This window comes from Bradyrhizobium sp. Kon69, from assembly GCF_055807515.1.
In genome coordinates, this window is record NZ_JBVVOS010000022.1 from 46013 (window position 1) to 60703 (window position 14691).

The 14691-nt window shown below is 65.3% G+C and carries 13 protein-coding genes; 11 read left to right on the plus strand and 2 right to left on the minus strand.

The features are described 5' to 3' along the window. Positions 1–20: 20 nt before the first annotated feature. The 8 genes from AC0L3U_RS26900 to AC0L3U_RS26935 all read left to right on the plus strand — a co-directional run bounded on the left by AC0L3U_RS26900 (position 21) and on the right by AC0L3U_RS26935 (position 8750). Entirely contained in the window at positions 21–1079 is a 1059-nt protein-coding gene (locus tag AC0L3U_RS26900) for a LacI family DNA-binding transcriptional regulator (RefSeq protein ID WP_473363848.1), read from the plus strand. A gap of 82 nt (positions 1080–1161) precedes the next feature. After that, on the plus strand, positions 1162–2616 hold the full coding sequence (gene xylB / locus AC0L3U_RS26905) for a xylulokinase (protein ID WP_473363849.1): 1455 nt from the start codon (positions 1162–1164) through the stop codon (positions 2614–2616). Next, entirely contained in the window at positions 2617–3939 is a 1323-nt protein-coding gene (gene xylA, locus AC0L3U_RS26910; RefSeq protein WP_473363850.1) for a xylose isomerase, read from the plus strand. It begins immediately after the preceding gene. 12 nt (positions 3940–3951) lie between these two features. Continuing rightward, the gene (locus tag AC0L3U_RS26915; RefSeq protein ID WP_106941269.1) at positions 3952–4710 is read left to right on the plus strand and encodes an ATP-binding cassette domain-containing protein; all 759 of its coding nucleotides are present in this window, start codon (positions 3952–3954) and stop codon (positions 4708–4710) included. Further along, positions 4710–5792, plus strand: a complete 1083-nt coding sequence (locus AC0L3U_RS26920; protein WP_473363851.1) for an ABC transporter permease — start codon at positions 4710–4712, stop codon at positions 5790–5792. The genes AC0L3U_RS26915 and AC0L3U_RS26920 overlap by 1 nt, the downstream gene beginning before the upstream one ends. Before the next feature lie 94 nt (positions 5793–5886). Next, positions 5887–6819, plus strand: a complete 933-nt coding sequence (locus tag AC0L3U_RS26925) for a sugar-binding protein (protein WP_473363852.1) — start codon at positions 5887–5889, stop codon at positions 6817–6819. Between the two features lie 101 nt (positions 6820–6920). Next, positions 6921–7898: an aldo/keto reductase gene (locus AC0L3U_RS26930; RefSeq protein WP_473363853.1), complete on the plus strand. Its 978-nt coding sequence runs from the start codon at positions 6921–6923 to the stop codon at positions 7896–7898. Between the two features lie 3 nt (positions 7899–7901). Beyond that, entirely contained in the window at positions 7902–8750 is an 849-nt protein-coding gene (locus AC0L3U_RS26935; RefSeq protein WP_473363854.1) for an amidohydrolase family protein, read from the plus strand. Between the two features lie 21 nt (positions 8751–8771). Here AC0L3U_RS26935 and AC0L3U_RS26940 read toward each other — a convergent pair whose 3' ends face one another. Continuing rightward, the gene (locus AC0L3U_RS26940) at positions 8772–9575 is read right to left on the minus strand and encodes an ATP-grasp domain-containing protein (RefSeq protein WP_473363855.1); all 804 of its coding nucleotides are present in this window, start codon (positions 9573–9575) and stop codon (positions 8772–8774) included. A gap of 400 nt (positions 9576–9975) precedes the next feature. Here AC0L3U_RS26940 and AC0L3U_RS26945 point away from each other — a divergent pair, with 400 nt between their 5' ends. From AC0L3U_RS26945 to AC0L3U_RS26955, 3 genes are all read left to right on the plus strand, one after another. Beyond that, positions 9976–10749 (plus strand): ferredoxin--NADP reductase, encoded by a 774-nt coding sequence (locus AC0L3U_RS26945; RefSeq protein WP_007597827.1) that lies wholly within the window; start codon positions 9976–9978, stop codon positions 10747–10749. Between the two features lie 218 nt (positions 10750–10967). After that, complete coding sequence (locus AC0L3U_RS26950) at positions 10968–12677, plus strand: FMN-binding glutamate synthase family protein (protein ID WP_473363856.1); 1710 nt, start codon at positions 10968–10970, stop codon at positions 12675–12677. A 99-nt stretch (positions 12678–12776) separates the two neighbouring features. Next, entirely contained in the window at positions 12777–13019 is a 243-nt protein-coding gene (locus AC0L3U_RS26955) for a PilZ domain-containing protein (RefSeq protein WP_473363857.1), read from the plus strand. Between the two features lie 202 nt (positions 13020–13221). Here AC0L3U_RS26955 and AC0L3U_RS26960 read toward each other — a convergent pair whose 3' ends face one another. Further along, complete coding sequence (locus AC0L3U_RS26960) at positions 13222–14517, minus strand: hemolysin family protein (RefSeq protein WP_473363858.1); 1296 nt, start codon at positions 14515–14517, stop codon at positions 13222–13224. Between the last annotated feature and the right edge of the window lie 174 nt (positions 14518–14691).

Here is a 14691-nt window from a genome sequence, read left to right on the forward strand (position 1 = left end):
ACCTCTGCTAGCCTTCAGCCATGGCCGAGACGCTCACCACGACCGCGCTGACGCTGAAGGACATCGCCCGCCAGGCCGGCGTCAGCCTCGCGACGGTGGACCGCGTCCTGCACAATCGGCCGGGCGTGCGGCCGGATACGGTCCGGCGCGTCAAAGAGGCGATCGAGCGCAATTCGTTCCAGCCGCATGTGGCCGCCGCCGAGCTCGCCCGCGGCCGCGCCCGCCGTTTTGCCTTCGTGATGCCGTCGGGGCCGAATCCGTTCATGCAGCAGATCCAGGACTATCTCGGCGAGATGTCGGGCTGGCTGTCGTCCCGCCGCCTCGGCGTCGAGACGGTCGCAACCGACGTGTTCGATCCGTCCGTGCTCGCGGCTTCCCTGGAAGGGCTCTCCGACGATTACGACGGCATCGCCGTGGTGGCGCTGGATCATCCCGGCGTCCGCGCCGCCATCGACGATCTTGTCGATGCCGGCGCCAAGGTCGTGACGCTGGTCTCGGACGTGCCGTCGTCGCGCCGGCACCATTATGTCGGCATCGACAACATTGCCGCGGGACGCACCGCCGGCGCGCTGGTCGGGCGGCTGGTCGGACAAAAGTCCGGCAAGGTCGCGATCGTCGCGGGTTCGCAGGGCCTGCGCGACCATGCCGAGCGCATTTTTGGCTTCAACCAGGTGATGGCCTCTGAATTCCCCGGCCTCAGCGTGCTGCCGGTGCTCGAAGGACGCGACGAGGACGCGCGTTCGGAACAATTGTTGGCGCGGCTGTTGAGCCGGCATGCCGACATCGTGGGTCTTTATAATGTCGGCGCCGGCACCCAAGGTGTCGCCAACGCTTTGAATGAAAAGGCCTTGAGCGATGCCGGCCGCGACAAGCAGGTGGTGTTCGTCGGACACGACCTCACCGCGCTGACGCGCCGGCTGCTGCTGCAGGGCGTGATGCATGCCGCGATCTCGCAGAACCCCGGACATGAAGCGCGCGCCGCCGTGCGCGTGCTGCTCGCGCTCGCCCGTGGCGAGCCGATCTTGCGCGAACAGGAGAAGATCAGGATCGACATCGTGATGCGGGACAATCTGCCCTAGCGGCAGGTGGAATTCAAAACGACCCGTTGCGGATAAGGCGGCTTTGAGTTCGCGCACCGCAACAGGCGAAAGGGAGGACGGCGTGTATCTCGGAATCGACATCGGCACATCGGGTGTGAAAGCGGTGCTCGTCAGCGAAGCCGGCGCGGTTGTCGCGACGGCGGCGCGCGAGCTTGCGCTGTCGCATCCCGCGCCGCTGTGGTCCGAGCAGGATCCCGATGGCTGGGCCGATGCGGCGGTCGGCGCGGTCGACGATCTTGCCGCTCGCCATCCGCGCGAGGTCGCGCGGGTGCGCGGCATCGGGCTGTCGGGCCAGATGCATGGCGCGACGCTGCTGGACGAGGACGGAGCGCCGCTGCGTCCCGCGATCCTCTGGAACGACGGCCGCTCGCACGCCGAATGCGTCGCGCTGGAGCGGCGCTGCCCGTCGCTGCACACGATCGCCGGCAATCTGGCCATGCCCGGCTTCACCGCGCCAAAGCTGCTCTGGGTCGCCAGGCACGAGCCAAAAATCTTCGCGCGCATCGCAAAGGTGCTGCTGCCGAAGGCCTATGTCCGCTATCGCCTGACCGGCGAGATGGTCGAGGACATGTCGGACGCGGCCGGCACGCTGTGGCTCGACGTCGGTCTGCGCCGCTGGTCGCCCCTGCTGCTGCATGCCACCGGGCTCGATCTCCATCACATGCCGCGCCTTGTCGAGGGCAGCGAGGTCAGCGCGACGCTCGCGCCGGACTACGCGCAACGCTGGGGCATGGCTAGGAATGTCGTGGTCGCCGGCGGCGCTGGCGATAACGCCGCGAGCGCGATCGGGCTCGGGGCTATCGCGCCGGGCGATGCCTTCCTGTCGCTTGGCACATCCGGTGTGGTGTTCCGCGTCACTGATCGGTTTGCACCGGCTCCGGCCTCGGCGGTCCATGCGTTCTGTCACGCACTGCCCGGCCGCTGGCATCAGATGGGCGTGATGCTGTCGGCAGCGGCTTCGCCGGCCTGGCTCGCGGGCGTGATGGAGGTTCCGGCCGCAGCGCTGCTGGCGTCGCTCGGCGAGCGCGTCGATGGACCGAGCCCGGTCAAATTCCTGCCTTATCTCGACGGCGAGCGCACGCCGCACAACGATGCCGCCGCCAGCGGCGCCTTTGTCGGCCTGCGCGGTGCGACCGGGCGCTCCCAAATCGTTCAGGCCGTGCTCGAAGGCGTCGCTTTCGCCGCGCGCGACAATCTCGCGGCACTGAGCGCGGCGGGCGGGCCGCTTGCCGAGGTCGATCTCGTCGGCGGCGGCTCGCGCTCGCCGCTGTGGGCGCAGATCTGCGCCGATGTGCTCGGCATTCCCGTCCACCGGGTCGAGGAGGGCGAGGTCGGGGCGGCGCTCGGTGCCGCCAAGCTCGGACGGCTCGCCGCCACCGGCGAAGACGCGGCTGCGGTTTGCACCCGTCCGCGCCGGCTCGCGAGCTTTACGCCGCGCGCATCCGTGGCTGCGGCCTATGACGAGGCCTATTGCCGCTGGCGCGAGCTTTATCCTGCGTTGAAGGAGTATGCCTGAGTGAACGCGTCTGTGAAATTCTTTGATACAAGCGTACCTGTCGCTTTCGCTGGCGGGGATACGGGAAACACGCCCGCCTTCCGCTGGTACGACAAGGACCGCCTCGTCCATGGTCGCAGGATGGAAGACCATCTGCGCTTTGCGGTCTGCTATTGGCACTCGTTGTGCTGGCCCGGCGGCGATCCCTTTGGCGGCGAGACGTTCCTGCGGCCCTGGCACCACGGCACCGATGCGATGGCGCAGGCGCGCGCCAAGGCCGACGTCGCCTTCGAGCTGTTTCGCTTGCTCGACGTGCCCTTCTTCACCTTCCACGACGTCGATGCGGCCCCGGAAGGGAACTCACTCGCGGAATCCGTCGCCAACCTCAATGCCATCGCCGATCTGTTCGAAGCGAAGATGGCCGCAAGCAAGGTGCGCCTGCTCTGGGGCACCGCCAATCTGTTCACGCATCGCCGCTACATGGCGGGCGCGGCCACCAATCCAGATCCCGAGATATTCACCTATGCGGCCGGCCAGGTCCGCGCCGCGCTGGAGGTGACGCACCGTCTCGGCGGCCAGAACTACGTGCTGTGGGGCGGGCGCGAGGGCTACGAGACGCTGCTCAACACCGATCTCAAGCGCGAGCTCGACCAGCTCGGCCGCTTCGTCTCGCTGGTCGTCGAGCACAAGCACAAGATCGGCTTCAAGGGGCCGATCCTGATCGAGCCGAAGCCGAAGGAGCCGACCAAGCATCAATATGATTTCGACGTCGCCACCTGCTACGGCTTCCTCGCGCGTTACGACCTGCTGAAGGACGTCAAGCTCAACATCGAGCAGAACCACGCCATCCTCGCCGGCCACTCCTTCCATCACGAGGTTGCGCTCGCCGAGGCGCTGGGTGTGTTCGGCTCGCTCGACATCAACCGCGGCGACGATCTGCTCGGCTGGGACACCGATCAGTTCGCGATGAACGTGCCCGAGCTCGCCCTGGTGTTCCACGAGCTCCTGGGCCGCGGCGGCTTCAGCTCCGGCGGGCTGAATTTCGACGCCAAGATCCGCCGCCAGTCGATCGATCCCGACGATCTGATCCATGCTCATGTCGGTTCGATGGATGCCTGCGCGCGTGCGTTGCTCGCCGCCGCGGACATGCTCGACGCCGGCGTGCTCACTGCGCCGCTCGCGAAACGCTACGAGGGATGGGCCGGGCCCGAGGGCCGCGCCATTCTCGACGGCCAGCGCTCGCTCGCCGACCTTGCCGACCGCGCGCACGGCCCGGGCTTTGACCCGCAGCCGCGCTCGGGTCGGCAGGAATATCTGGAATCCCTCGTCAACCGCTACGTCTGAGGAAGGCCGCTGATGACAAATGCACAAGCGACACCGGTCCTCGAGCTGACCGGCATCGGCAAGGAGTTCGGCGCGATCCGCGCGTTGCATGATGTCGACATGCACGTCCTCCCCGGCGAGGTCGTCGGCCTGATGGGCGACAACGGCGCGGGCAAGTCGACGCTGGTCAAGATCATCGCCGGCAATTTCCGCCCCAGCCATGGCGAAATCCGCTTCGCCGGCAGCGCGGTTCATTTCAACCGGCCCATCGACGCCCGCGGCGTCGGCATCGAGGTGGTCTATCAGGATCTCGCGCTGGCCGACAATCTCACCGCAGCGGCCAACGTCTTTCTCGGCCGCGAGCTGAAGCGCAGGATCGGGCCGTTCGCGTTGCTCGACCACAAGGCGATGGCGGCGCGTGCGCTGGAGCTGTTCGGCGAGCTGCGCTCGGAGACGCGCCCCGACGATCTCGTCAAGCAGATGTCGGGCGGCCAGCGCCAGGCGGTTGCGATCGCGCGGACGCGGCTCTCCAATGCGAAGCTGGTCATGATGGACGAGCCCACCGCCGCGATCTCGGTCCGCCAAGTCGAGCAGGTGCTCGGCCTGATCCACCGGCTGAAAGAGCAGGGCGTTGCCGTGATGCTGATCTCGCACCGCATGCCCGACGTGTTCGCGGTGTGCGATCGCGTCATCGTCATGCGCCGCGGCGAAAAGCGGGCCGACAAGCCCATCCACCAGACCTCCCCCGAGGAAGTCACCGCCCTGATCACCGGCGCGAAGGAGGCGGCGTGATGGCCATGCCCATGGAATCCCCGATCACCTTCTCGAATGTCGGCAAGATCAGATGGTGGCAGCGCGGCATCTTCGCGTCCCAGACCGGCTATGTCCTGCTCGCGCTGGCAGTGCTGCTGGTGGTCATGCATTTCGCTAGCCCGTACTTCTTCACTGAAGGCAACATGCAGAACGTGGCGAAGAATTTCTCCTTCATCGCCATTGCCACGCTCGGCGTCACCTTCGTGATCATCACCGGCGGCATCGATCTGTCGGTCGGCTCGATGATGTGCTTCTCCGCCATGGTCACCTCGATGGTGATGACCGAGCTGTCGGCGCCCGCCTCGCCGGCGGGCTCCCTGTTCGTGCACATGGCGGCCGACGGCAAGACCGTGCTCGCCAATGTCCCCGGCCTCATCCTGGTGGTCTCGCTCCTCGCCGGCCTCGGCGTCGCGCTGCTCGCCGGCCTCGTCAACGGCTTCTGTATCGCGGTGCTCGGCCTGTCGCCGTTCGTCACCACGCTCGGCATGCTCTCGATCGTGCGTGGGCTCGGCTATGTCGTCTCCAACGGACGCGGCAGCTTTCCAGGTGGGCCGGATGCCGATCATTTCTACGCGCTCACCTCGGGCGACGTGCTCGGCGTGCCCGTGCCGTTCATTTATCTGATCGTCCTCGCGCTGGCGATGGCCGTGGTGCTGCACCACAGCGCGTTCGGCCGCCACGTGTTCGCGCTCGGCGGCAACGAGAAGGCGGCTGAACTCACCGGCATCCCGGTCGTGCGGGTGAAGATCGAGGTCTATGTGATCTGCGCGCTCGCCGCAGGCCTCCAGGGCATCATCATCTCCGGCTGGCTTGGGTCGGCGCCGGCCAACATGGCGACGTCCTACGAGCTCAACGTGATCGCTGCGGCCGTCATCGGTGGTGCCAATCTCGCCGGCGGCATCGGCGGTCCGCTCGGCGCCATCGTCGGCTGCGTGCTGCTCGAGGTGATCCGCAACGGCCTCGTGCTCGCCCAGGTCAGCTCCTACTGGCAGCAGACCCTGGTGGGCGTGATCATCATCCTGGCCGTATTGGTCGACCGCATCCGCTCGCGGATGATCTGAAACGAAATCGTTCCGGGACGGCAACGAAAATGCCGCCTGTCCGCTTCCCGGACGATCTCAAGAGGACAGGCGCCAAAGAAGGGTGGAGGAGACGATGAGGAAATTTCTACTTGCCGGCATCGCTGTCGCGATAATGGCTACGCCGGCGTTTGCCGCAAACTACCGGTTCGTGATCGTGCCCAAGGCGATGAACAATCCGTTCTTCGACTTCGCGCGCGACGGCTGCCTGAAGCGTGCCAAGGAGCTCGGCAATATCGAGTGCATCTACAAGGGGCCGGTCGAGCACGAGCCGGCGACGCAGGCCCAGATCATCCAGGACTTCGTCACCCAGAAGGTCGACGGCCTCGCCATCTCGGTTGCCGATGTCGCGGCGATGACCAAGTCGATCGACGCGGCGACCGCGGCCGGCATCCCCGTCATCACCTTCGACGCCGATGCGCCCGGCGCCAAGCGCATCGCCTATATCGGCACCAACAACAAGGAGTTCGGCGTGGCCCTCGGCAAGCAGCTCCTGAAGCTGCGGCCCGACGGCGGCAAATACGCCATGGTCTCGGGTGGCCCCGGCGCCAAGAACCTCGCCGAACGCGTCGATGGCGTCCGCGAGGCGCTGAAGGGCTCGAAATGGACCGAGGTCGCGGGCTCTCCGACGTTCTGCAACGACGATCCCGCGCTGGCGGTTCAGCAGATGACTGACATGCGTACCGCGACGCCCGACCTCGCCGCGATCGTTCCCATCGGCGGCTGGCCGATGTTCGCCCCCGAAGGCTTCAAGGCCTTCGCGTCCAGGTACAAGAAAGATATCGATTCCGGCAAGTTCACGCTTGTCGTGGCCGATACGCTGAAGATGCAGCTCGAGCTGTTGCGCGATGGCTATGCCAATGCGCTGGTTGGTCAGCGTCCGTTTGAGATGGGCGAGAAGGCGATGGACACGCTGCTCGCCATCAAGAAAGGCGAGAAGGTGCCGGAGATCGTCTATACCGGCCTCGATCTCGTGACCAAGGACAACGTTGCGCAGATGTTGAAGTAGGAGCGTCGCCAGCCCCGCGCTCCTGCGTGCCTCTCCCGCTTGCGGTTTTCGCAAGCGGGAGAGATGATTTTGGCTTGGAGAAGACTGTTGAGGCTATGGGAATGAAAAGGTCGCGGCTCGGCTCTCTCGATGTTACCTCACTCGGCCTCGGTTCCGCCCCGCTCGGCGGATTGTTCACCCCCGTCAGCGATGCCGATGCGGAGGCGACCATCGCCCGCGCCTGGTCGCTCGGAATCCGCTTCTTCGACACCGCGCCGCTCTACGGCTTTGGCCTCGCGGAGCGACGCCTGGGCGCATTCCTGCGGCAACAGCCCCGGGATTCCTATGCCATCTCGACCAAGGTCGGTCGTCTGCTGCGTGCGCCCGATGGCGCCGCCGCCGAGGACGAGCATTACAAGGGCACGCCGCGCGAGCGGCCGGTGTTCGATTTCAGTCATGACGGCGTGATGCGGTCGGTGGAGGAAAGCCTCGCGCGGCTTGGGCTCGACCGCGTCGATGTCCTGCTCGTGCATGATCCCGACGACCACTACGACGACGCCGTCGCCGGCGCCTTCCGCGCGCTCCAGCGCCTGCGCGCGGACGGTACCGTCAAGGCGATTGGTGCGGGCATGAACCAGTCGGACATGCTGGTCCGGTTTGCAGAGGCCGTTCCGGTCGACTGCTTCCTGCTCGCCGGCCGCTACACGCTGCTCGACCAGGGCGCGCTGGATGCGCTGTTCCCGGTCTGCGCCGCGAAGCACATCGGCGTCCTGCTCGGCGGCATCTACAACAGCGGCATCCTGGCCAATCCGCACCCGGGCGCGAAGTTCAATTATCAGGATGCCGATGCGGCACTCGTCGCCCGCGCGCTCGCGCTCGACGAGCTCTGCCGAAAGCATGGCACCGAACTGAAAGCCGCCGCGCTGCAGTTCTGCATGGCCCATCCGGCGGTCACGGTCGCCGTGATGGGCGCGCGCAACGCCGCGGAGATTGCCGACAACATCGCGATGTCGGAGATGGCGGTGCCGGCGGCGTTCTGGCAGGAGCTGCGTGCGCGAAAATTCGTTGACGCCCGCGCGCCATTGCCGGGCGGAGCGTAAGGCATGATCATCGACGGCCACCAGCATTTCTGGGATCCCGCGCGCGCCGACTATCCCTGGATGGACGCGCCGGAGCTCACGCCGATCCGGCGTGCCTTCGGTCCGGCCGATCTCGCGCCGCTCTTGAAAGCCAACGGCATCGACGCGAGCATCCTGGTGCAGTGCCGCTCCGCGCTGGCGGAGACCGAGGAATTCCTGCGGATCGCGCATGCGACGCCCTCGGTGATCGGCGTCGTCGGCTGGGCTGATCTGACCGACGCTGCACTTGGCGAGACGCTGGACCGGCTGCGCGCTTTGCCCGGCGGCGACAAGCTGGTCGGCATCCGCCACCAGGTCCATGACGAGGCCGACCCGGATTGGTTGTTGCGCGAGGACGTCCAGCGCGGCCTCACGGCCGTGTTTGCGCACGATCTCGCTTACGATTTCCTGGTCCGCACCCGCGAGCTGCCGGCCGCGATCGCAACCGCGCAAGCGTTCCCGCAGGCGCGCTTCGTGCTCGACCACGCCGCCAAGCCGCCGATCGCCGATGGCGGAAGCACTGAATGGTCCAATGGCATCGCGTCACTCGCGGCCTGCGGCAATGTCTGGTGCAAGGTCTCGGGGCTGGCGACGGAGGCGGTGTGGAGCGACTGGAATGCGGAGCGGCTGTTTCCGTTCGTCGCGCACGCCGCGACATGCTTTGGCGAAGATCGCCTGATCTTCGGCTCGGACTGGCCGGTATGCTTGCTCGCGGGAAGCTATGGTGAGATCAAGGGCGCGCTGGAGTCCTGCCTGATGAAGCTCGGACCGCAGGTGCGGGAGAAGGCGTTCGGCGTGAATGCCAAGGCCGCGTATCGGTTGGCGGTGAGTTGAAGTCGCCAGCGCGCGTGTTGCTCAGCGTTCGTCCCCAAACACCCGATCCAGCGCCGCATCGTACGTCCTCTGCACCAGCTCCGGATGCAGCTTCGCCAGCGTCTCCATCATCACGCCGGAATTGATCTCGAGCACGCGCCAGACGCCGTCGACGCGGACGAGGTCGATCGAGGCGAAGGTGATGCCGATGGCATTGGCGGCGTCGATGGCGAGCTTTGCGCAGGCTGCGCGAAGATCGCCGTCCTGCATCAGTACGGGCTTTGCGCCCGCATCGAGATTGTGCCGCCAATCCGAGCCGCGCTGCTTGCTGTAGACGACGAGTGGTGCGTCATCGAGCAGCACCACGCGAACTTCGTCCTCGATCACGACATAGGGTGAGATCACGAGTCCGGCGCTCATCGAAAAGGCTTCGCCAACCGCATGATCGAGCTCTGTTTCCGTCGTGACCCTGAAGACGGATCGTCCCGACGTCCCCTCGTTCGGCTTCACCACCACACCTTGCGGATTGTCGTGAAGCAGCGCCAGCATTGCCTCTCGCCAGGCGACGCCGACAACCTCCTCGCCCAACTTCGGATTGAGGAACAGGCGATGGGGAATGCAAGGCACGCCCTCGAGCGTGAGCACCTCGGCGGTGGCCGATTTGTCGTTGGCCAGCCGGTGCGCGATGGCGCTGTTGAGGCCGATGTCGTAGCCGAACGCGAAGCGGCGCTGCTCGCCCCGGCGCATCGCCAGCAGCCAGCCATCGGCGCGGACCTGGAGCGCGATGCCATGGGTTGCGCAATAGCGCTTGATCGCCTGGACGAAAATCCGCTCGCCGTTCGCCATGTGCCTCAGTCGCCTGTTGCGGTCGTCAGTTCCAGTCGCTGTTGGCGCCAAAAGCCGCAAAAATGCGGGAAACGGCGCCAAACCGGGGTGAAATCAGAGCTATTCTTAATGAAATTCTCGCGAGTGCCACGGAAATTAAGTGCTGTATTCGAGCCTCGGAGGGAAAAGAAATTGCCCTTCGCCTGCGCCGGACAGCAGTTCCAGTAATGATGTGACCATTTCCGCCGCAAATGCCGGTTTGACCGGCATCAATTGCATCCGGAACGAGGTTGATTATTGGTCTCAATGGCGTAGATCACACACGCGAAATCCTCCGCCATGGCAATGGTGTCCGCTCCGCTTTCAGGGGCCGGGCAGCGCTTTTGCCCTAAAACCGCAATTATTCGGAATATCGAAAATCATGAGCGCGTTTTACCGAGAGAAGGTTCTTTCCGTCCAGCACTGGACCGACACCCTGTTCAGCTTTCGCGCAACCCGCGATTCCGGCTTCCGCTTCCAGAACGGCCAGTTCGCGATGATCGGCCTCGAGGTTGAGGGCCGCCCGCTGCTCCGCGCCTACAGCATGGCGAGCGCCAATCACGAGGAAGAGCTCGAGTTCTTCTCGATCAAGGTTCAGGACGGCCCGCTGACGTCGCGCCTCCAGAAGATCAAGGAAGGCGACACCATCCTGGTCGGCCGCAAGGCGACCGGCACGCTGATCACCGACAATCTCATCCCCGGCAAGCGGCTGATGCTGCTCTCGACCGGCACGGGCCTAGCGCCCTTCGCCAGCCTGATCAAGGACCCCGAGGTTTACGACCAATTCGACAGCATCGTGCTGGTGCATGGCTGCCGTCAGGTCTCCGAGCTCGCCTACGGCGAGAAGCTCGTCGCCGGCCTTCGCGAGGACGAACTCTTCGGGGAGTTGCTTGCGGACAAGCTCATCTACTACCCGACCGTGACCCGCGAGCCGTTCAAGAACCGCGGCCGCATCACCGACCTCATCAGCTCCGAGCAGATCTTCAACGACATCGGCCAGGGCCCGCTCGACATCGCGACCGACCGCATCATGATGTGCGGCAGCCCGGCGATGCTCGAAGAGCTGAAACTGATGTTCGAGGGCCGCGACTTCGTCGAGGGCTCCGGCAACAAGCCCGGTCATTTCGTGATCGAAAAGGCGTTCGTCGAGCGGTAGGCCCTCTCGGTGTCGTCCTGGCAAAAGCCAGGACGCTTGCCTGGGTAAAGCGCCTTGACCGGTTAATGTCCGTCCCTCCCGAGCCCTGCTGCACCGCAGCAGCCCGCCCATCGGGCTGATTGATTTGTCCCCGCCGAATTCGCTAGCCTGAAACAACCGCCGCGTCATATCCGTATGACAGGCGCGGGCGTATCGTACCGCCTCATGCTGGCGAGAGGATGGGAATCGTGGCCGACGAGAATAAGACGCAGGAATCGCCCAACTTATCGCCCAAACGGCTGCCGCTGGCGGAAGAGGGGATCATGGAGACCCTGCTGCTGCCATTCTCCCCACGCTTCATCGTCCTGACGATCTGCGCGGTGGTCACCGCGCTGCTGATCGGCATCGGCATCGCCGACCGCAAGATCTTCGACATTCTGCTGATCCCGATCCTGATCTTCGGCGCCTTGACGGCTCTTGGCGTCCGCGACCTCATGCAGAAGGGCCACGCCGTTCTGCGCAACTACCCGATCTCGGCGCATATCCGTTTTTTGCTCGAAGAGATACGCCCGGAGATGCGGCAGTACTTCTTCGAGAGCGAGAAGGACGGCATGCCGTTCTCGCGCGACATCCGTGCGGTCGTCTATCAGCGCGCCAAGATGCAGCTCGACAAGCGTCCGTTCGGCACGCAAGAGGACGTCTACCGCGAGGGTTATGAGTGGATGCATCACTCGGTCTCGCCGAAGACGCATGCTGAGGAGAAATTCCGCGTCACCATCGGGGGCCCGGATTGCGCCAAGCCGTATTCGGCTTCGGTGTTCAACATTTCCGCGATGAGTTTTGGCGCGCTCAGCCCGAACGCCGTGCGCGCGCTGAATGCCGGCGCCAGGAAGGGCGGCTTCGCGCACGACACCGGCGAGGGCGGCTTCAGCCCCTATCACGCGGAGATGGGCGGCGACATCATCTGGGAGATCGGTTCGGGCTATTTCGGCTGCCGTCATCTCGACGGCGCCTTCGATCCCGAAGCCTTCGCGCGCGTCGCGAGGCAGGACCAGATCAAGATGGTCGAGCTCAAGATCAGCCAGGGCGCCAAGCCCGGTCATGGCGGCGTGCTGCCGGCGGCGAAAGTCTCGGAAGAGATCTCAAAGATCCGCGGGGTCGCGATGGGCGAGGATTGCATCTCGCCGGCCTCGCATCGCGCCTTCTCGACGCCTGTTGGCATGATGCAGTTCATCGGTGAGATGCGAAAGCTCTCCGGCGGCAAGCCGACCGGCTTCAAGCTGTGCATCGGCCACCCCTGGGAATTTTTGGCGATCTGCAAGGCGATGATCGAGACCGGCATCTATCCCGACTTCATCGTCGTCGACGGCAACGAGGGCGGCACCGGCGCCGCGCCGCTGGAGTTCATGGACCATCTGGGCATGCCGATGCGGGAGGGCGTCAGTTTCGTTCACAACGCTCTGATCGGCATCAACGCGCGCGACCGCATCAAGATCGGCGCCTCCGGCAAGATCGCCACCGCCTTCGACATGGCACGTGCCATGGCGATCGGCGCGGATTACTGCAATTCGGCGCGCGGCTTCATGTTCTCGCTCGGCTGCATCCAGTCGCTGAGCTGCCACACCGACCGCTGCCCGACCGGCGTCGCGACCCAGGACCCGACGCGGGCGCGCGCGCTCTATGTGCCGCTCAAGATCGACCGCGTGCACAATTATCACCTGGCGACGCTGCACTCGCTGACCGAGCTGATCGCCGCGGCCGGTCTCGAACATCCGCAGCAGCTGCGCCCGATCCACTTCTCCCAGCGCACCTCGACGACGGACGTGAGATCCTTCGCGCAGCTTTATCCGTCGCTGCGTCCGGGCGAACTGCTCGAAGGCACCGAAGATCCGCGCTTCCGCGACGCCTGGCGGATGGCGCGGACCGAGACGTTCCAGCCGGCGCTGTAGGCGCCGGTCCACTTGCAAGGCCGCAGGTCCCGCGCGCAAAGGCACAACAACATGGGCTGCGTTTAACGTTTGGTTCAACTTTGGGTGTAGATTGTCCCCATGGACGAGCGGCGCGACAAGGCAAGGCATCGCGTGCTGAAGGCCGGAACGATCGAGTTCGGCAGCGGCGGCGCGATCGACTGCACTATCCGCAACCTGTCCGATACCGGCGCCGCGCTCGACGTCAGCAGTCCCGTCGGCATCCCCGACAATTTCAGCCTGTTCGTCCAGGCCGACGGAACACATCTCGCCTGCACCGTGATCTGGCGCAAGGAAAAGCGGATCGGGGTGAGGTTCGGGTGAGGGCTGGGTCGGCAATCTCAACTGTCGTCCCGGCGAAGGCCGGGACCCATACCGCGTGATTTATCGACAATGCGCAGGTAGGAGTAGCACGTAACTACCAGTCTTCGCAAAATTCAGTCTTGTGGCTATGGGTCCCGGCCTTCGCCGGGACGACGAGTGGAGATTGGTGCGGCCATCTGCATTCCAACACGTCGCCGCTCGCTCACCCCGTCTCTACTTCGCCCCGTCGGCTCGCGAGAATCTTGTCGATCCTCCGTCCGTCGAGATCGACCACCTCGATGTGCCAGTCGCCGAAGTCGAAGGCGTCGCCGACATCAGGCAGCACGTTGAATTGTTGCAGCACGAGACCGGCGACCGTGTTGTAGCGGTGCGGCGGCAGTTCGATGCCGAGCAGCTCGCCGAATTCGTCGACCGGCATCCAGCCTGAGACCAGCAGCGAATCGTCCGCGCGCTTGACGTAGGCCGGTTCCGGCGGGCCTTCCTCGGAATGGAAGGCGCCGACGATCGATTCCAGAATGTCGGCCGTCGTCACGATGCCTTCGAAGGCGCCGTATTCGTCGTAGACGAGGCCGACATGCACCGGCGCAGCCTTCAGGATCGCCAGCACGTCGCGCGCATCGGCCGACGCGGGAATGCCGGGCGCCTCGCGAACCAGCACGCGCAAATCCGGCGTGCGCTCGTTCATGAAGGCGACCAGCAGGTCCTTGGCCTGGAGCACGCCAATCGGCTTGTCGCGGTCGCCGTCGGACACGGGAAAGCGTGAATGCGGACTCTTGGCGATGATTGCCTGAATGCTCTCCGGCGTATCGTTCAGGTCGATCTCGTTGACCTCCGTGCGCGGCGTCATGATCGCGCCGACCGGCCGGTCGCCGAGCCGCATCACGCCCGCGATCATCTCCTTTTCGCCCGACTCGAGCACGCCCGCGGTTTCGGCCTCGCTGACCAGATGATGGATCTCGTCTTCCGACACCTTCTCCTCCGACTTGCCGCCCTGGCCGAGCAGCGTGAGGATCAGCTTGCCGGAGAGATCGAGCAGGAAGACCAGCGGCAGCGAGACCTTCGCAAGCACGTGCATCGCGGGTGCAACCCTGACCGCGATGCTCTCGGGGTCGCGCAGCGCCACCTGCTTCGGCACCAGCTCGCCGACGATCAGGGTGGCGTAGGTGATGAGCGTGACAACCAGGCCCACTCCGACGATGTCGGCAATTCCTGCGGACAGGCCGAGCTCGAGCAGCCATTGCGTCAGCCGCTGTCCGAGCGTCGCGCCCGAGAACGCGCCGGAGAGGACGCCGACCAGCGTGATCCCGATCTGCACCGTCGAGAGGAATTTGCCCGGATCGGCCGCGAGCGTCAGCGCCCGCTCGGCGCCGCCGACGCCCTTTGCGGCGAGCATCGACAGCCGGGCCGGGCGTGACGAGACCACGGCCAGCTCGGACATGGACAGCAAGCCGTTGATGACGATCAGGACGACGACGATGGCGAGTTCGGCGGAGAGCATTGATGTTCCGAGGTAAGGGAGTGTGGCGCGGATGGCGGCACCGGCCTTGATATAGGTATTCGGGGGAGAAATGCCGACGATTCTGTCACATCCGGCATCGCGAAGGAACTTCGGCGACACCGTCCGGAAGGCACTCGAAGCCCAAGACCCCGCGGAACTACGGGCATGCCGTTG